This is a genomic window from Ochrobactrum sp. CGA5 (genome assembly GCF_006345815.1).
In the GTDB taxonomy this organism is placed as follows: Bacteria; Pseudomonadota; Alphaproteobacteria; order Rhizobiales; family Rhizobiaceae; genus Brucella.
On record NZ_VCIG01000043.1, the window covers coordinates 98853 to 116768 of the forward strand.

Genomic DNA, 17916 nt, shown 5'->3' on the forward strand with positions numbered 1-17916 from the left:
TTCCAACAGTATCTCCGATTCCCGGTCTTGTTTTCCCCTCATCTTGAACGCGAACGACGGTAGGAGGTGAGAATGAATATCGAATTCGAACCGTTCCTCTCCACACCGTGGCTGATCGCCATTCTCCTACCGCTGGTGTTGCTGGTTCTGGCCACGATCGCATTGCGGATGCGTGGCGGACTGATCCGCTTTCTGGCTGCGGCAGCGCTTGCACTTGCTCTTTTCAATCCTGTTATCATCAATGAAGAACGCGAACCGCTGAAAAGCGTGGTCTCAGTGATCGTGGATCGCAGCCAGAGCCAGGAACTAGGCGGCCGCCGTACCGACACGGATGCCACCTTGAAAGCGGTACAGGATCAACTTGCGACCATGCCGCAGTTTGAAACCCGCATTGTGGAAGTAGGCAAGCCCGGCGAAAACGAAGACGGTTATGCAACCCGGCTTTTCGGTCCGCTGGCGCGTTCGCTTCTCGATGTGCCGCCATCGCGCGTTGCAGGTGCGATCATGATTACCGACGGTCAGGTCCATGATATTCCCGCCAGCAAGAGTGCGCTCGGCTTCGATGCGCCGCTGCACGCGCTTGTGACAGGCAAACCGGATGAATTCGACCGCCGTATCCGTTTCAACAAGGCGCCGCGCTATGGCATCAGCGGCAAGCCGCTCGAGATGTCGTTTACAGTGATCGACGAAGGAAAAAGCCTCGGCAGTCCGGCGCCGGTCGAAATCCGCGTCAATGGCAAAACTGTCAGCACGGAAGAAGCGCAGGTCGGCAGGGAAACACCCATAACCATCACCCTGCCTCGCGCCGGTGTGAACATTGTCGAAGTCGCCACGCCAGTGCTTCCCGGTGAAGTAACGGACGCCAACAATCGCGCTGTCGCAACCGTAGACGGCATTCGCGAGAACCTGCGCGTTCTGCTCGTCTCCGGTGAGCCACACAACGGCGAACGCACATGGCGCAACCTGCTGAAATCCGATGCTGCCGTCGATCTCGTTCACTTCACCATTTTGCGCCCGCCGGAAAAGCAGGATGGTACACCGATCAACGAATTGTCGCTGATCGCTTTCCCGACGCGTGAACTCTTCGTAGACAAGGTCAACGAGTTCGACCTCATCATTCTCGACCGTTACCAGCACCGCGATGTGCTGCCGCTCCTCTATTATGATTACATTGCGCAATATGTGGAGAATGGCGGCGCCTTGCTGGTGGCAGCAGGCCCGGAATATGCAGGCGAAATGTCGATTGCCCGCACGCCGCTTTATAGCGCCCTGCCCGCCATGCCCACCGGTGCAGTGACAGAAAAGGCGTTCTATCCGCGTCTCACGACTGTTGGAAAACGCCACCCTGTCACGCGTGGTCTCGACGGCAGCGATCAGGAGCCGCCACACTGGAGCCGCTGGTTCCGCACCATCGACATCACCGCGCCACAGGGCGAAACGGTGATGAGCGGCGCGGACAACAAGCCGTTGCTCGTTCTCAACCGCGTCGGAAAAGGCCGTGTTGGCATGTTCCTCTCCGATCAGGGCTGGCTTTGGGCACGCGGCTTCGAGGGCGGTGGCCCCTATGCTTCACTCTATCGCCGTATCGCCCACTGGCTGATGCAGGAGCCCGAACTGGAGGAAGAGGCGCTCACCGCCTCCGGCAATGGCCGCATCCTTTCCATCCGCCGCCAGACCATGGGCGACAATCCGGGTGTTGCAACCGTCACCACTCCATCCGGCAAGGAATTGCAGGTCAATCTTGCGCAAAGCAAGCCGGGTCTGTTTGAAGGTTCATTGCAGACGGATGAGATCGGCATCTTCCGGGTGAAGAATAGTGATCTGGAAGCACTGGCCCATGTGGGGCCGATTGATGCGCCGGAATTCGCAGACAGCATCTCCACGGCCGATCGCCTGAAGCCGCTCGCTGACGCGACCGGAGGCTCGGTTCATCGGGTGCGGGCAAGCGCCGGAAGTTCGATCCGGGTTCCTACAATCACCGCCATCAGCGGCAACCGTAACGCCAGCGGTAATGACTGGATTGGCCTGCGTGAAACCGCAGATACACAGTTGAAAAGTGTCAACCGCCTGCCTCTGTTCTCCGGCTTCCTGGCGCTTGGCCTGCTGCTCTTCGTCTTTGGCGGCATGTGGTATCGTGAAGGGAGGTAAGCCCGCCCCGATCATTCTCACCTCTTGTCCTCATCCTGAGCCTGTCGAAGTATCAGGGTAAGATCAATCAGGCCTGGTTGGCATGGCGCACGATGCCGCTGACGCCGTTCAGCGCGCCCGGCGCGAGTTCGCAGGCGAGCATCCGGCGCGGATCGACCGGCGCTGGCATGAGCATGGAACCCGGTGCCACCATCTTGAAACCGAACGTGCCGTAATAGGGTTCGTCGCCGACGAGGACAACCAGCTTGTGGCCAGCCTTCCGGGCTGCCTCCAGCGACATGCGCATCAGATTGCCGCCGATGCCCCGCTTTTTCCATTCCGGCCTGACGGCAAGCGGTCCGAGCAAAAGCGCGGGCGTCTTGCCGATGACAACCGGCGTCTGCCGCACAGACCCGACGACAATCCCGCCCATCAACGCCACAAAGGAAAGATCGAGAGTGTGCGGACCGCCTTCACGGATGAAATGCGCGGCGCGCGTAAACCGTCCCGGTCCGAAGGCTTCCGCGTTAATGGCTTCAATTTCAATGTCGTGCGCCGGGCATTCCTGCGCATAGGTCAGTTCAAGCTGCTGCATGGGCTTAAGATCGCAATAGGAGAAGTCGGGGACCATCAGGTCAATGGAATGCGTTCCGTGCGTTTTGGCACGGTCCAAGTTTCATCGTCGGATGAAAAGCATTTCCATTACAGCGTTCTCCCAGGCGGCATGACGACCGCAATCTGGAAGGTGCATTACACCAAAATGGACAGAGATCAAGCCTGTTTTTTCAAAATGGCGGAAATGACTGTTCTTTTTGGCACCGTTACGCACTGTTCACGGCTTGCGATCCTGCAAAATGGCGCTCCTCGACCTATTCTCTTTCCAAAAGGAGAAATCTCATGGGACTTCTGGTCGATGGCAAGTGGCACGATGTCTGGTACGACACCGAAAGCACGAAAGGCCGTTTTGAACGGTCAAAATCGCAATTCCGCAACTGGGTAACTGCAGACGGCAGCCCCGGCCCAACCGGCGAAAGCGGCTTCAAGGCCGAACCTGGCCGCTATCATCTCTATGTTTCCTACGCCTGTCCGTGGGCACATCGCACGCTGATCTTCCGCGCGCTGAAAGGGCTGGAGAAAGTAATTTCCGTCTCGGTCGTGGATTATCTGATGGCGGAAGAAGGCTGGACCTTCTACGGCACGACCGGCAGCACAGGCGATGCGCTTTACGGCTCAAAACGTCTTCATGAAATCTACACCCGCGCTGATCCGAATTATTCCGGTCGCGTGACCGTTCCCGTTCTGTGGGACAAGCGGCGCCAGACGATTGTTTCCAACGAATCGTCGGAAATCATTCGCATGCTCAATACAGCCTTCAACGAATTCGGTGATGCTTCGCTCGACTTCTATCCAGAAGCGCTGCGCGGCGAAATCAATGCGCTCAATGATTTTATCTACCCCAATATCAACAACGGGGTTTATCGCGCCGGGTTCGCCACGACGCAGGAAGCTTATGAGGAAGCGTTCGGGCAACTGTTCGCAGCACTTGATACGCTTGAGGACCGTCTTTCGCGGCAGCGCTATCTGACCGGCGAACGCCTGACCGAAGCCGACTGGCGGCTGTTCACGACACTGTTGCGCTTCGACCCGGTTTATGTCGGTCATTTCAAGTGCAATCTGCACCGGATTGCCGATTACCCGAACCTGTGGAACTACACGCGCGAGCTCTACCAGGTGCCAGGCGTGGCCGCGACTGTGAACATGGAGCACATCAAGGGCCATTACTATCGCAGCCACAAGACGATCAACCCGACCGGCGTTGTGCCGCTCGGACCGGAGATCGACTTCTCCGCACCTCATGAGCGGGATCGTTTCCCTATAGCATTTCCAGCAAAAGCGCGAAGCGATCTTGCGTAAAAACAAAAAGATAGAGCATTTCCAACGTTTCGGTTCAAACTGGACATGTTCTATGGCCTGATCGGATGAACTGCGTTCTTCCTGCAACACTATTGGTGGAACATCAGCACTTTCTCAAATCTCAAGTGCCCCTTTGATTTCGATCAATGGGGCGTTTCCTTGCGTGGTCCAGATTGCACGCATCACTACGTTCCCAAGACCGACCACGACTTAAGGAGAGAGAAGATGAACCGCTTCATGAGTGGATTGCTGGCCGCGACCGCGCTGACCTTCACCGTACCGGCTGCATTTGCTGCGGATGCCATCGTAGCACAGCCCGCTTCAGAAATTCAGGCTGTGCCGGAAGCCCTGTCTCCATGGCAGATTCGTGTTCGCGCGCTCGGCGTCATCCCCCAGAATTCCGGCTATGTGAACGGCGTTTCGGGTTCGGATCTCGACTACTCCAAGTCGATCACGCCTGAACTCGATATCACCTATTATTTCACCGACAATTTTGCCGCCGAACTCATTCTCGGCACGACCTATGCCAATATCAACGGTGCCGGCTCAATCGACGGGCTGGGCAAAATCGGCAAGGCATGGATTCTGCCGCCCACCCTCACTATGCAATATCACTTTACTAATTTCGGCGCCTTCAAGCCTTACGTCGGAGCGGGCGTCAACTACACCATGTTCTACAATCAGGATGCGACAGGCGTTGAATACCTCAAGGTCAAAAATGCATTCGGCGGCGCGCTGCAAATCGGCTTCGACTACATGCTCAACGAGCATTGGGGCGTGAATTTTGACGTCAAGAAGCTGTTCCTGGAACCCAAGTTCGACGCCACCCTGATCGGCGGCACGGAAGTCAGCGGCAAAGCCAAGCTCAATCCATGGCTTATCGGTACGGGCGTCACCTACCGGTTCTAAAATTCCGAATGTCACGGTGGAGGCGCGGCAGCGTGCCTTCACCAATTGGGCAACGGCTCCAAATCGTGAAGCGCTTCCTGCAAGCGCCGCTTCGTCGAGGGCGTCGTTCCCTCCGGTAAACTGTCGAGGGTAAAAAAGCCGCACTCCGCTATTTCGCGGTCAGGCAAACGCGGCGCTGTCTGCTCGAATTGCTTGCACACATAAAGCGCCACATGATCGCGCGGCGATGCATGAGCGTTTTTGTAAAGCGCGAAAAGCCGTGGCGCACCCTTCAGCACAATATTGCACTCTTCGCGCAACTCCTTTTCCAGCGCCTGCCCGAAGGTCTCGCCGCGTTCGACCCCTCCGCCCGGCAATTGCCATCCGGGCACATAGGTATGCCTGACAAGGAAAACGGAATTCTTCTTTTCATCAAAGACAATTGCTCTGACACCCAACGTCATCGGGCGTCGTATCAGAAAATAAGTATGAAATATGAAATGACGAAAACGCATACCGTCTCTCCGCGAGGCAATATACCTCTATCCAAAACAGCAATGACATCAACAAAAAGTCGCTAAACAGGTTTCGGTTTCACGCATTATCCAGTAAATGGGCCTTATGTTTCGCCTCGCCCATATCTCTGATATACACCTTTCGCCCCTGCCGCGCGTACGATATCGCGAATTGGCATCGAAGCGTATTACCGGCTATATCAACTGGCTGCGCAATCGCAAAAACGCGATGCATGGAACAGTTCTGGACACTCTCATCAGCGACATGCAGGCGCAAACGCCGGATCATATTGCAGTGACGGGTGATCTCGTCAATCTGGCGCTCAATCTTGAGATCGATATTGCCTATGACTGGCTGTCCAGATTGGGCAACCCGGACGATGTCTCGGTCGTTCCGGGCAATCATGATGCTTATGTTCCGGGCGCGCTCGACAAGGCGTGCCGGAAATGGGAACCATGGATGCGCGGCGACGCCATCGACAACAAGGGCAACCGCCCGCGATTTCCCTATATGCGCGTGCGTGGACCCGTTGCATTGATCGGTGTGTCGTCAGCGCGGGCGACGGCCCCCTTTATGGCGAGCGGTGATTTCCGATCTGCACAGGGCAAGCGTCTGGCCGCAATGCTGGATGAAGCCGGTGCGCGCGGGCTCTTCCGCGTTGTAATGATCCATCACCCGCCGATCTATGGCGCGACGCCTGCCCATAAGCGGCTCTATGGCATTCGCCGTTTCCAGAAGATCATACGCAAGCATGGGACGGAACTGGTTCTTCACGGCCATACGCATCAGATCACACATTACGAGATCGAGGGGCCAAATGGCCAGATTCCAGTTATCAGCGTGCCGTCAGCGAGCCAGAATTTCGGCGGCCACAAGCCCGCTGCCCGCTATAATATATTCAATATCGATAAGCGGCCTGGTGGCGAATGGTCCTGCCTGATGGAAGAGCACGGCGTCTCTGATGCAAGCGAGAAAATAACGAAGCTCAACGAGCGCATTCTTTATTAACTCTATAACAAAAACGGCGCCGAAGCGCCGTTTCTATTCTGTTTGCGTTGTCTCACTTGCCAATAACGCGGTTGGCGGCCGATACGATGGCTTCCAGTGAAGCGCTGACAATATTGTCATTGATACCGGCGCCGAACAGCTTGCCGCCTGGATGAGCCATTTCGACGTAAGAGATGGCCGAAGCGTCCGAACCCTGCTGTAGTGAATGTTCGGAATAGTCGACAACCGACATCTTCACACCGAGATATTTGGAAAGCGCGTCGACAAAACCGTCAATCGGTCCCGTTCCCTTGCCCTCGATGTTCTTGGTCACGCCGTTATCAGTGATTTCGGCGGTCAGGATGCGGCGGCCCTTCTGTTCGGGATCGGGCATGGTGTGGTGATCCACGAACTTGATGCGGGCATCGGGCTGCGTCACATAAAGCTGCTGGAACTCGTCGTGAATGCGCTTCGACGGCAGTTCCTTGCCTTCCTCATCGGTGATGTTCTGGACGATCTCGCGGAACTCAACCTGAAGGTTGCGTGGCAGGTTCAAGCCGTAATCCGCCTGCAGAATGTAGGCGATACCGCCCTTGCCCGACTGGGAGTTGATGCGGATGATCGCTTCATAGGAACGGCCCACATCCTGTGGGTCAATTGGCAGATAGGGCACTTCCCAGATCGGAGAGTTGGCCGAGCGACGCGCCTTCATGCCCTTGTTGATCGCATCCTGATGCGAGCCGGAGAAAGCAGTATAGACCAGCTCGCCGACATAAGGATGACGCTCGGCAATCTTCAACTGGTTCGAATATTCATAGACTTCCTTCATCCGGTTGATGTCGGAGCAGTCCAGTTCGGGGTCCACGCCCTGCGTGTACATATTGAGCGCCAACGTCACCACATCCACATTGCCGGTACGCTCGCCGTTGCCGAACAGCGTGCCTTCAACACGGTCCGCACCGGCCATCAAGCCCAGCTCGGTTGCGGCGATGCCTGTTCCACGGTCGTTATGTGGGTGCAGCGAGATAATCAGGTTCTCACGATTATCGAGATTGCGGCACATCCATTCGATCTGGTCGGCATAAATGTTCGGCGTGTTCATCTCCACCGTCGAAGGCAGATTGACGATCAGCTTGTTGTCTGCGGTCGGCTTTACGATCTCAATGACCGCATTGCAGATTTCCAAAGCCACATCCAGCTCGGTGCCGGTAAAGCTTTCCGGCGAATACTGGAAACGGTAGCCACCGCCCGCTTTCGCGGCCATATCCATAATCATCTTGGCGGCGTCAGTCGCGATCTGCTTGATACCGCCGACATCCTTGGCGAAGACTACGCGGCGCTGCAATTCACTGGTGGAGTTGTAGAAATGAATGATCGGCGATTTCGCGCCTTCCAGCGCCTCGAAGGTGCGCGTGATCAGTTCGGGACGGCACTGGACCAGAACCTGCAAATCCACTTCGTCAGGGACGTTACCCTGTTCGATGGCCCAGCGGCAGAAGTCGAAATCCGTCTGCGACGCGGACGGAAAACCGATTTCGATCTCAGGAAAACCCATTTCGATCAGCAGGCGGAACATGCGCTCCTTGCGGTCATGCCCCATGGGATCGATCAAGGCTTGATTGCCGTCACGCAGATCGACCGAGCACCAGATCGGTGCCTTTTCAATACGCTTGGACGGCCAGGTGCGATCATCAAGCTGCGGAACCGGGAAAGGCGAATATTTGCTGCCTGCTACGGGCATGCCTTTACGCTCGGAGACGGATTGTGATTGCGGCGCGGCAATAGACTGATTCATTTTCGTTTCCTCCCGGCTTTCGACGGGTTCAAACCGTCAAGCGCGGACACTACTGATCGATTAAAAGGGTTTTCTGGAAAGGAGCACAGGCCTGCGACCGGAGATCGACCGCCGGACGCTCCTTTCAGCGAGCCCGGCGATCGCCGCTAAGGCCGAGGGTAAGAAGCGAGTTTAGAACGCAAACATCAACGCGCGCGCCGAAGGCCGCTGCGGAATGTTCCAATGATGTTGCGCTTGTTATCGTCATGAGAAAAGCTTTTACACGCGAGATTTGTACTGTGCAAGACAGTATTTTATTCAGGCGAACGGCACCGCGCTGGTTCCCGGCGGCAGCTTTGCCTCATCTTCCGGTTCGACATGGATAACCACGTGCGCGCTGTCGATCTCCTTCTTCACGGCCTCTTCAATACGGTCGCAAATCGCATGGGCATCGCCAACACTCATATCCGCCGCAACGACCAGATGAAACTCGATGAAGGTGACACGGCCCGCAATACGTGTCTTCAGGTCATGAACCTCGATAGCGCCACCCGCGTTGGAAGAAATGACATCTCGAATGCGCATTTCCTCGGTAGGCTCGACACCAATATCCATCAACCCCTGTATCGAGGAATTGATGACGCCCCACCCCTGCCAGAGAATGTTGATTGCCACCAGAATGGCGAGCAGTGGATCAAGTATGGCCCAACCGGTCACAATAGCACCAACAAGCCCCACCAGAACACCAACGGAGGTGAACACATCCGTCATGATGTGCTTGCCGTCCGCTTCAAGCGCAGGTGAGCGGGACTTGCGACCAGTGCGAATCAACAATGATGCCCATAAGCCGTTTATGGCAGCGGCCGCCGTGTTGATACCGAGACCCAGCCAAGGTTCATTGAGCATCCGCGGCGTTTGAAGCGCAAACCAAGCCTCGCGGAAAATCAGAAGTGCTGCAACCGTGATCAGAACGCCTTCCACGACAGCCGAGATATATTCGGCCTTATGGTGCCCGAAGGGGTGATTGTTGTCGGCGGGCAAATGGCTGACACGAATAGCCCACCATGCGCCGATTGCAGCGATCACATTGACGATGGATTCCAGCGCATCCGAGTAAAGAGCCACGGAGCCTGTGAGCGCGTAGGCCAGATATTTCAGACCCATCACACCGAAAGCAATGGGAATAGACCAAGCGGCAAGCCGCCGAACCTTTGCACTCGCGTCCATGATGAACCTTTGATTGTCTTTATCTTGTCCCGAAACCGGGGCGGGCCAACTGTTGGCCCCTCACGCATTGGCTTGAACGTGGGACGAATCCGCAACGTATGTGGCATGTGCAGCAGCAATTCACAGCCGTTCTATACCCCAGAAAGGCAAAACTTCGTACCCTATTTTTTACGTTCGCGCATTTAATTTTCTCCTGCAAATGCAAGGCATTACAGTTGCAAATGAGTTGCCAAAGCAGGCAATGGGCACACATCGAAAAAGCATAAAAAAACCAGCCGCAGCGATAGCTGTGGCTGGTTCGACATAGGAACGAAGCACGTTCGATCAGTAGTTGGTGCGGCGCGCCTTGTTCTTACCCGCCAGATGCGTGACCACATTCTCGATCATGCGCATTCCGGCATTGTGGCCGAGCGTCATGATGGATTCCGGGTGGAACTGAACGGCGGCGACCGGCTCACGCTTGTGCTCGAAAGCCATGATGACACCATCTTCCGTTTCCGCCGTCACTAGGAAATCATCCGGCAGGCGTTCTGGATCGGCGAAGATCGAATGATAACGCCCGACCGTCACTTCCTTTGGCAGGCCAGAGAATATACGCTCGGGCTTCGACACGCGGATGCGCGACGGCTTGCCGTGCATCGGGATACGTAATTGGCGCAGCGTGCCGCCATAGGCTTCGGCCAGCGCCTGCAACCCAAGACAGACACCGAAGATCGGCAGCTCTCGCTTGCGCGCCTTATCGATGGTCGCCTTGCAATCGAAATCCTGCGGCGTACCCGGTCCGGGTGAAAGGACCACGAGGTCCGGCTTGACCCGATCGAACACGTCATCGCCAACGGGCGAACGCACTGTCGCGACCGTAGCGCCCGTCTGGCGAAAATAATTGGCAAGTGTGTGCACGAAGGAATCTTCATGATCGACCAGCAGGATAGAAATCCCCTCGCCCACCTTCGCCGCCACGCGCTCTTCGGCAATATGATTGCTCTTCTGTGCATCGCGCACAGCCGCAATCATCGCGGATGCCTTCAATTCGGTTTCCGCTTCTTCTTCTTCGGGGTTGGAATCGAACAGAAGCGTTGCACCGGCGCGGATTTCTGCCACACCATCCTTCACGCGGATGGTGCGCAGCGTCAGTCCCGTATTCATGTCGCCGTTGAAATGCATCATTCCTATGGCGCCGCCGTACCAGGCGCGCGGACTGCGTTCGTTTTCCTCAAGGAAACGCATCGCCCAAAGCTTCGGCGCGCCGGTGACCGTCACAGCCCACGCATGACTGAGGAAACCATCGAAGGCGTCCATGCCGTCACGAAGGCGCCCTTCAATATGATCGACCGTATGGATCAGGCGTGAATACATCTCGATCTGGCGGCGACCGATGACGCGGACCGAGCCAGGCTCACAGACACGGCTCTTGTCGTTACGGTCCACATCCGAACACATGGTCAGCTCGGATTCGTCTTTCTTGGAATTCAACAGCTTCAGAATCTGTTCCGAATCCGAAATTGCATCATCGCCGCGCTTGATCGTTCCAGAGATCGGGCAGGTTTCGATACGCCGCCCATTGACCCGCACGAACATTTCCGGCGAGGCGCCGACAAGATATTCGTTGTCCCCTAGATTGATAAAGAACGAATAGGGCGACGGATTGATCGTCTTCAACCGGCGGAAGATTTCCGATGGCGCCGTGTGACAGCGCTCATAGAAAGTCTGGCCCGGAACCACTTCAAAGAGGTCCCCGCGCTTGAAGCTTTCCTTGGCTCGCTCTACGAGTTTAGCATATTCGCCCGGATTGTGATCGCCGCGCGCAGCCTTGGCTTCTGACGGCTTGAATGCCTGGGCTGGCGTAGCCCGTGCAAGACCATGTGTGGAAGAACCGCCGCAGGTGAATTCATAGCGATCCACCCATGCACGCGCCGAATAATGGTCCGCGACGAAGATTTCATCGGGTATGAACAGCACCAGATCACGCTGATCGTCGGGGCGCTTCAGCTTGTACTCAACGGGATCGAACTGGAACGCCAGATCGTAGCCGAAGGCACCGTAAAGACCAAGATTGGCATCCTCTTCGGAGAAGAACAGGCCGACAATCGCCCGCAAAACGGTAAAAACCGAAGGCATGCGCGAGCGCTCTTCCTCGGTGAAGGTTCCGCTTGGCTCGGCGATGGTCAGCTCGATACGGCTTTCCTCAGCCTTATCGATCGCAACTTCGGAAAGAGCCTTTATCGTATCCAGGATAGGCCGCAGCAGAATGATCCCGCGGGCATTCAGCGCTTCGATGCGCATGCTGCGAGCGCGCGAGGTGATGACCACGGGAGGATCCACAATAGCCGTGTCCCATCGCGTATAACGCCCCGGATACTCGTAATTTGACGAAAACACCGCACCGCGCCGTTCGTTCAGAGCATCAATATAAGTCTCGATCGCACCTTTATAGGCCGTAAGGTGGCGCACCCGCTCGACGACAATACCGCCTGCCGTCTCGTGCCGGAATATCTCGCTATCCGCAATCTTCGCATTCATGATCGGCTATCCCAAATCTTAGTTGCTTCCGAATATTTCCAGAACCCGGTTGCCGCCGGTCTTATTCAAACAGCCAAACAAAAAGGCCGCCCGGATAATCCCAGCGGCCTGTTTCCTAAACGCAATTGCACAAACGCCTGCGTGGCCGCTTTTAGCGGACCCACCACCAACCATTGATGACGATATTGCGCGAAATGTTCATGGACATACTGTTACCGTTCAATGAGTCCACTTGCAACCGGAAAATTCGACCGGCGAAGCGTGAAATCGCGCCATCTTCGGAACGAAGTTCCAGCAGCTTTCAAAAGAAAACCCGGACAGTTTGAAGCTGTCCGGGTTTTCCTCAGAAGCGGGATGAACGAAACGGAAGGATTGGGACAATTCCTCCATATCCGGGTCGCCCACCCCATATACAATTTTTACGTGCAGTATAACTTTCAGTATACGCAGCAATATTACCAAAGGTTGTATATTAATTGCAACCTATAGTTGCCGTTTGCATTTATGCAGACTTTTCAGCAGCATTCATCCGAAAAGTCGAAAAAAATGTAGGACCACCCAACAAGTTTCGTCTTGCGTCGAGAGCCGATTTCGGATTGATTTCCGTGGCAACTCAAATACATATGCAAAATTCAAGAACAGAGCCGTCACATATAAACGGCCATTGGGGACACTGATGAAAAATCTCGATGCGATGGACAGGAGTATTTTGCGCGCCCTTCAGGAGAATGGACGCCTGACCAATACCGAACTGGCCGATCGCATAAATCTCTCGCAGACAGCCACCGCCGAACGCGTCAAGCGACTGACCCGGGAAGGTTATATTCTCGGCTATTCGGCAAGGCTCTCACCCAAGATGCTCGACAGGGCCATGCTGGTCTTCATTGAGATCAAACTGGACCGTACAACGCCGGAAGTCTTCGAGACCTTCTCGACCTTCACCCGCAACAATCCCGACATTCTAGAATGCCACATGGTTGCCGGCGGCTTCGATTATCTGGTCAAAGCCCGTGTATCCGATATGGATCACTATCGGCGCTTCCTTTCGGAGGCGCTTCTTTCTTTGCCCGGCGTGCGGGAATCGCACACCTACGCCGTGATGGAGGAAGTGAAAGAGACGGCCTGTATCGCTGTATAACAGGGTTTAACGCACGATAAATCCCCCCACATCGTTGTTGTCAACTGAATGGCAGCAACGACCTCCCTGCTTTCACTTCGGCCTTGCAATCAATCTATTGCGGGTATATACCCGCAACATGCCTCATCCTTGTTTCTGTATCCTTCTGCGTCAGGCAGCCCGCAAGACATCAAGCATCTATGACAATGCGCTGGCTCCGCTTGGCATTAATGTTTCGCAGTTCAGTACGCTGCGGAAAATACGCCGTGCTGGCTCCATTTCACTGACGGAACTTGCACATCTATCCGAGCTGGATCGTTCGACAATGGGTCGCAATGTGAAGGTTCTGCAGCGCATGGGCCTGATCGAGCCGGCGGCCAGCGAAGACCACCGTGAGACCAGCGTTGCGCTGACGGCTGAAGGTCGCCATCTCGTGGAGCGAGGCGCTCCGCTCTGGAATCAGGCGCAAGAAGAAATCGAAACTCGGCTGGGAAAGGAAGGCGTAGAGCAATTGCAAAACCTTCTTCGCAGTCTCGATTGATCGGGTATCAAACACCCCTTGACCGAAAACAATGACCTGAAGCCGCATACCCGCTATGGAGCGATCGGCTTCGCCATCAAACCCGTGGCTGGCCAATAGCTAGCTTGAACCAGAAAGCGCTGAAGATGATTTCTGCCCGCCTTGCCAGCTTTCTCGACCAGAGAAACATCCATTACGGATGGATCGTCGCCGCCATAACTTTCCTGACCATGCTGGCGACAGCCGCCGCTATGGGGTCAGCAGGCATCCTGATCGAACCGCTCCAGCGTGAATTCGGCTGGACGAATGCGAACATCTCCTTCGCAATGGCGCTTCGCCTCGTGCTTTTCGGCCTGATGGGACCGTTTGCGGCAGCGTTCATGAACCAGTTCGGCCTGCGCCGGGTGGTTGCAGCCGCCCTCATCATGATTTCGACTGGCCTCGTCGGTTCCATTTTCATGACCGAGGAATGGCAAATGGTTGCGCTTTGGGGTGTCGTGATCGGTCTTGGCACCGGTATGACGGCGCTGGTCCTCGGTGCGACGGTCGCAGCACGCTGGTTTGAAAAGCGGCGCGGCCTTGTCGTTGGTCTGATGACGGCCAGCAACGCCACCGGCCAGCTGGTCTTCATGCCGATCCTCGCCAGCGTCAGCCAGACGATCGGCTGGCGCACATCGCTCACCATCGTCATCTGTTTCCTTGTTGCAGCCCTTGTGCTGGTTCTCGCTTTGATGCGCGATCACCCGGCGGATATCGGGCTGAAGCCTTACGGTCGCACCGCACCGCTTCCGGCTCCTGAGCCCCGGAAGAGCCTTGGCGCCATGCTGGCTTCGCCGCTCGTCACCTTGCGCGAAGTGTCTTCAACCGCAACTTTCTGGGTCCTTTTCCTGACCTTCTTCGTCTGCGGCTTCTCCACGAACGGCCTGATTCAAACGCACTGGATCACGCTTTGCGGTGATTTCGGCATTGCGCCAGTCGGTGCGGCGGGCATTCTCGCCGTGATTGGCGCATTCGACCTGATCGGCACCATCATGTCCGGCTGGCTGTCCGACCGATTCGACAATCGCTGGCTCCTGTTCTGGTTCTATGCACTGCGCGGCCTATCCTTGGTCTATCTGACTTTTACCGACTTCACCGTTTACGAACTGGCACTGTTCGCCGTCTTTTACGGTCTGGACTGGGTGGCGACCGTGCCGCCGACCGTCAAGCTTGCCGCCGAGCGTTTTGGCCCGGAGAAAGCTGGCCTTGTCTTTGGCTGGGTCTTCACCGGCCATCAGATCGGCGCAGCGGCCGCAGCCGCCTTCGCGGGGCTCGTGCGCACCGACTATGACAGCTACACCCCGGCCCTGATCCTTGCGGGCGCAATGTGCTTTGCCGCCGCCGCCATGGTCTTCATCATCAACCGCCCTGCCGCAAGACCTGCCTTGCAGGCATCATGAGGCGGCAGGTTTTTTGCCCTTCCTGTTCAGCGCCAGCACGCCGAGGCTGATCAGGAAGGCGGCGAGCGTGTCGGTCCAGCCCGGCACTTCGCCAAGCAAGACAAGCGCCAGAACCAGAGTGATGACAGGGATCAGCGCCGATAGTGCTGCCCCTGCCGCCGTTCCCAGCAAGACGACAGCACGGTTGAAGGCAAAGACGCCAAAGGCCGAGGTAAGTACGCCCTGATAGAAACCTTGCAGGGCAATATCCCCCCAAGATGTCGCGCCAAGTCCCTTGGGCAGAAAGATCATATAGATCGGCAAATAGACGATTGCCGAGGTGACAGCTGCGACGGCAGTCGCATGCAGCCCGTCCATTCCCTTCCTGCGAAACACCATGACATAGACCGCCCACACCAGTGCTGCGACGAAAAAGAAAAGGTGCCCGAGCATTTCCGATCCGCCCAGTTGCGACAGCCCCGCGATCAGCAGGGCACCGATCAGGATCAGCACGACCCCGCACCATCGCGACGGCGCCAGACGCTCGTTGAGAAGCGCCGTACCGAGAATAGCAACAATCACGGTCATCAGTCCCGGAATCAGCGCTGCCGCGTGTGACGCCGGAGCATATTGCAGGCCCCAGGTGGTCACAAGCGCATAGGGAACGCCGGCACCGGAAGCCAGAAGCACGAAGCCGAGGGGACCAAGCTTGCGAAAGCCAAACCCTTTCATAAGAACAACCGGCAGCAGCACGAACCCTGCCACGCCAAAGCGCAGGGCAATGATGTCGAAAGGCGTCAATGCGGTCTTGAACCCGAAACGGGTCAGGACAAACGAACCAGACCAGACCAGCACCCCGGACAGCCCCCAAGCTAGACCGCGTATGGTGTCGGAAATCGAGCTCGTCGGGGTGGTTTCGGTAATTGCTGTCATGGTCACTCACTGCAGGATAAAGAAAGAGCGCAGACTATTGCACCCCTGGCATGGGCGAGCGCCACGGATAAGCAAGATATGAGATATTAGAGTTTCTTATGCCGCGCGACTTCTGGCCGCCACTGCTATATCGCAGAACCTTTCGACCAGATGCCTGACCGGGCTGTCGGCCCGGAAAACAATATAGACCGTGCGGAACGTCGGCGGATCGAGGCGGCGGGCCCGCAATCCATGCAGATCGGCACCCGGCAGGCTGATTTCTGACAAAAGCGTCGTGCCGATGCCATGCCGCACCATTTCCAGCACCGTGGCCACATCGCGGGTGCGCACCTGCTCGCTGCGCATTTCGCCATCGCCATGAATAATCCGGTCGATAATCATTTCGCAGCCAGCCGCCGCGATCAACTGGTGGTTCCGCAGGTCCCTGGCGGCGATCGTGTCATTGCGCATAAAGGGATCGTCGCGTCGTCCGACCACGACAAGTTCTTCGCGAACAACTTCCCGTACTTCAAGCTCGGGCGTTGGCAACGATGTAATGCCAAGATCGGCAATACCATCACGCACCCAAAGGCTAACCTCGTCGTGTCCGCCCTCAAACCCGCTAAGATCGATGCCGGGATAGAGCCGCTGAAACCTCTTGCGCAAATCAGGCAAAACATATTCAAGCTGGCTTGGAATTGCCGCCACGCGCAGCCGCTCGGGCACGCCGGAAGCGCTGCATCGTGCCTGTAGCTCGATCCGCTCGATGGCTGCAAGGGCGGTCCTGGCATCGGCAAGGATCGATTGCCCGAACGCCGTCAGGACGGCGCCATCGCGCTTTCGCGCCAGCACATCAACCCCGAGGATTTTTTCCAGCGTAGCAATCGACTGACTGGCTCCCGATTGCGTAAGCCGCAAGCGCCGCGCGGCAGCACCGACACTCCCGGTTTCAGCGACAGCTTCAAGCAGACGTAACTGGACCAGACTGATCTTCATCGCTTTGGTTCCGGGTTTTCTTTCCGGCTCAATCTTTCATCAGCGCATCGCCCCAGTCGGCGCGACGCGCCCAACGGAACAGATCCCCATCACGCTTGGTCAGGAGACGTTCTTCTGCCCTACCATCGTCCTTGCAGAGTTTAACCGAAACTTTGCCGCCGCCAACCCGCGTCGGGGCAATGACACGCGCTTCCACACCCTCGATCGCCTCGCGCACCGCAGCGAGATAGATGAACTTCTCATCCTCCCACGGCACTTCGGCTTCCTTGGTCAAACGATGAATGCGCGAACGTGCAACGCGACGCGAAAAATGGCACCAGTCGGGCTCGACAAGCGGACAATCGAACTGGTGCGGACAGGGAGCCGCAATGACTGCACCTTCTGCAACAAGCGCGCGCCGCACATCGAGGATGCGCTGCCAGCCTGCCGGGGTGCCAGGTTCCACGATCACCAACATTTGCCTCGCCGACGCCCACAAGCGCGCGATCAGTGCCTGCCGCTTCTCAGGCGCAAGTTCGTCAAGCACGTAGGCAATGGTCACGAGATCTGCGTACGGAAAATCGAGTTTCTCCCGAACCACATCTCCTGCCCGCCAGTTGAGGTGAGACAGACCGCTCCTTTGCGAAAGATCGCTGCCCACGGCTCTGATTGCGGGACTTGCCTCGACCATGGTTGCGGATTGAAGCGTCGGCCAGCACTGCTTCGCCGCCCAAAGCGCGGTTCCCGGCCCGGCCCCAACGTCGAGCAGAGATTGCGGCGCGAAATCGGGACAGACCTCGGCAGCGCTGTCCAGACTGGCACGAACCGCCGCATAGGTTGCAGGCAGGCGAGCCGCCAGATAGGCTTTTGCTGCAAGATCATCGGAAATGTGCATGCGTCCGTCCCGCGTTTCAGCGCGGTAACGGCGCGAAAGCATTTCAGATGCGCGCTTCAGGTCGGCCAATGCCACGCCCTCTAGCGCAGCATCCACCGCCTGCCGCAAGGAAGCTGGCAGTTCCAT

15 protein-coding genes are annotated in these 17916 nt (G+C 56.8%); 7 read left to right on the plus strand and 8 right to left on the minus strand.

Translation table 11 applies throughout. The features are described 5' to 3' along the window. Positions 1-72: 72 nt before the first annotated feature. Positions 73-2148: a glutamine amidotransferase gene (locus FJQ48_RS21040; RefSeq protein WP_139976870.1), complete on the plus strand. Its 2076-nt coding sequence runs from the start codon at positions 73-75 to the stop codon at positions 2146-2148. Positions 2149-2215: 67 nt separating this feature from the next. On the opposite strand, the gene FJQ48_RS21045 is transcribed toward FJQ48_RS21040, so the two are convergent. Beyond that, on the minus strand, positions 2216-2722 hold the full coding sequence (locus FJQ48_RS21045) for an N-acetyltransferase (RefSeq protein WP_139977078.1): 507 nt from the start codon (positions 2720-2722) through the stop codon (positions 2216-2218). A gap of 302 nt (positions 2723-3024) precedes the next feature. Between FJQ48_RS21045 and FJQ48_RS21050 the strand changes: the two genes are divergently transcribed. Together FJQ48_RS21050 and FJQ48_RS21055 are read left to right on the plus strand one after the other, a co-directional pair. After that, positions 3025-4041, plus strand: a complete 1017-nt coding sequence (locus FJQ48_RS21050; RefSeq protein WP_139976871.1) for a glutathione S-transferase family protein — start codon at positions 3025-3027, stop codon at positions 4039-4041. Between the two features lie 225 nt (positions 4042-4266). Beyond that, the gene (locus tag FJQ48_RS21055; RefSeq protein ID WP_139976872.1) at positions 4267-4950 is read left to right on the plus strand and encodes an OmpW family protein; all 684 of its coding nucleotides are present in this window, start codon (positions 4267-4269) and stop codon (positions 4948-4950) included. Between the two features lie 38 nt (positions 4951-4988). Here FJQ48_RS21055 and FJQ48_RS21060 read toward each other — a convergent pair whose 3' ends face one another. After that, entirely contained in the window at positions 4989-5444 is a 456-nt protein-coding gene (locus FJQ48_RS21060) for an NUDIX domain-containing protein (RefSeq protein WP_139976873.1), read from the minus strand. 106 nt (positions 5445-5550) lie between these two features. Between FJQ48_RS21060 and FJQ48_RS21065 the strand changes: the two genes are divergently transcribed. After that, positions 5551-6453 carry a metallophosphoesterase gene (locus FJQ48_RS21065; RefSeq protein WP_139976874.1) on the plus strand — a complete coding sequence of 301 codons (903 nt, stop codon included), beginning with the start codon at positions 5551-5553 and terminating at the stop codon, positions 6451-6453. 52 nt (positions 6454-6505) lie between these two features. On the opposite strand, the gene leuA is transcribed toward FJQ48_RS21065, so the two are convergent. The 3 genes from leuA to FJQ48_RS21080 form a co-directional block, all read right to left on the minus strand. Beyond that, the gene (gene leuA, locus FJQ48_RS21070) at positions 6506-8227 is read right to left on the minus strand and encodes a 2-isopropylmalate synthase (protein ID WP_139976875.1); all 1722 of its coding nucleotides are present in this window, start codon (positions 8225-8227) and stop codon (positions 6506-6508) included. 297 nt (positions 8228-8524) lie between these two features. Next, the gene (locus tag FJQ48_RS21075) at positions 8525-9433 is read right to left on the minus strand and encodes a cation diffusion facilitator family transporter (protein WP_139976876.1); all 909 of its coding nucleotides are present in this window, start codon (positions 9431-9433) and stop codon (positions 8525-8527) included. A gap of 324 nt (positions 9434-9757) precedes the next feature. Continuing rightward, on the minus strand, positions 9758-11953 hold the full coding sequence (locus FJQ48_RS21080) for an anthranilate synthase component I (protein WP_139976877.1): 2196 nt from the start codon (positions 11951-11953) through the stop codon (positions 9758-9760). Positions 11954-12629: 676 nt separating this feature from the next. Here FJQ48_RS21080 and FJQ48_RS21085 point away from each other — a divergent pair. The 3 genes from FJQ48_RS21085 (at position 12630) to FJQ48_RS21095 (ending at position 15029) form a co-directional block, all read left to right on the plus strand. Then, positions 12630-13091: an Lrp/AsnC ligand binding domain-containing protein gene (locus tag FJQ48_RS21085; RefSeq protein ID WP_139976878.1), complete on the plus strand. Its 462-nt coding sequence runs from the start codon at positions 12630-12632 to the stop codon at positions 13089-13091. 118 nt (positions 13092-13209) lie between these two features. Continuing rightward, positions 13210-13611: a MarR family winged helix-turn-helix transcriptional regulator gene (locus FJQ48_RS21090; protein WP_139976879.1), complete on the plus strand. Its 402-nt coding sequence runs from the start codon at positions 13210-13212 to the stop codon at positions 13609-13611. 125 nt (positions 13612-13736) lie between these two features. Next, positions 13737-15029 (plus strand): MFS transporter, encoded by a 1293-nt coding sequence (locus tag FJQ48_RS21095; RefSeq protein WP_139977079.1) that lies wholly within the window; start codon positions 13737-13739, stop codon positions 15027-15029. Here FJQ48_RS21095 and FJQ48_RS21100 read toward each other — a convergent pair. The 3 genes from FJQ48_RS21100 to FJQ48_RS21110 form a co-directional block, all read right to left on the minus strand. Next, positions 15024-15941 carry a DMT family transporter gene (locus FJQ48_RS21100; RefSeq protein WP_139976880.1) on the minus strand — a complete coding sequence of 306 codons (918 nt, stop codon included), beginning with the start codon at positions 15939-15941 and terminating at the stop codon, positions 15024-15026. The two genes, FJQ48_RS21095 and FJQ48_RS21100, sit on opposite strands and share 6 nt — an antisense overlap. 96 nt (positions 15942-16037) lie before the next feature. Continuing rightward, complete coding sequence (locus tag FJQ48_RS21105) at positions 16038-16916, minus strand: LysR family transcriptional regulator (RefSeq protein WP_139976881.1); 879 nt, start codon at positions 16914-16916, stop codon at positions 16038-16040. 28 nt (positions 16917-16944) lie between these two features. After that, the gene (locus FJQ48_RS21110; protein WP_139976882.1) at positions 16945-17916 is read right to left on the minus strand and encodes a small ribosomal subunit Rsm22 family protein; all 972 of its coding nucleotides are present in this window, start codon (positions 17914-17916) and stop codon (positions 16945-16947) included.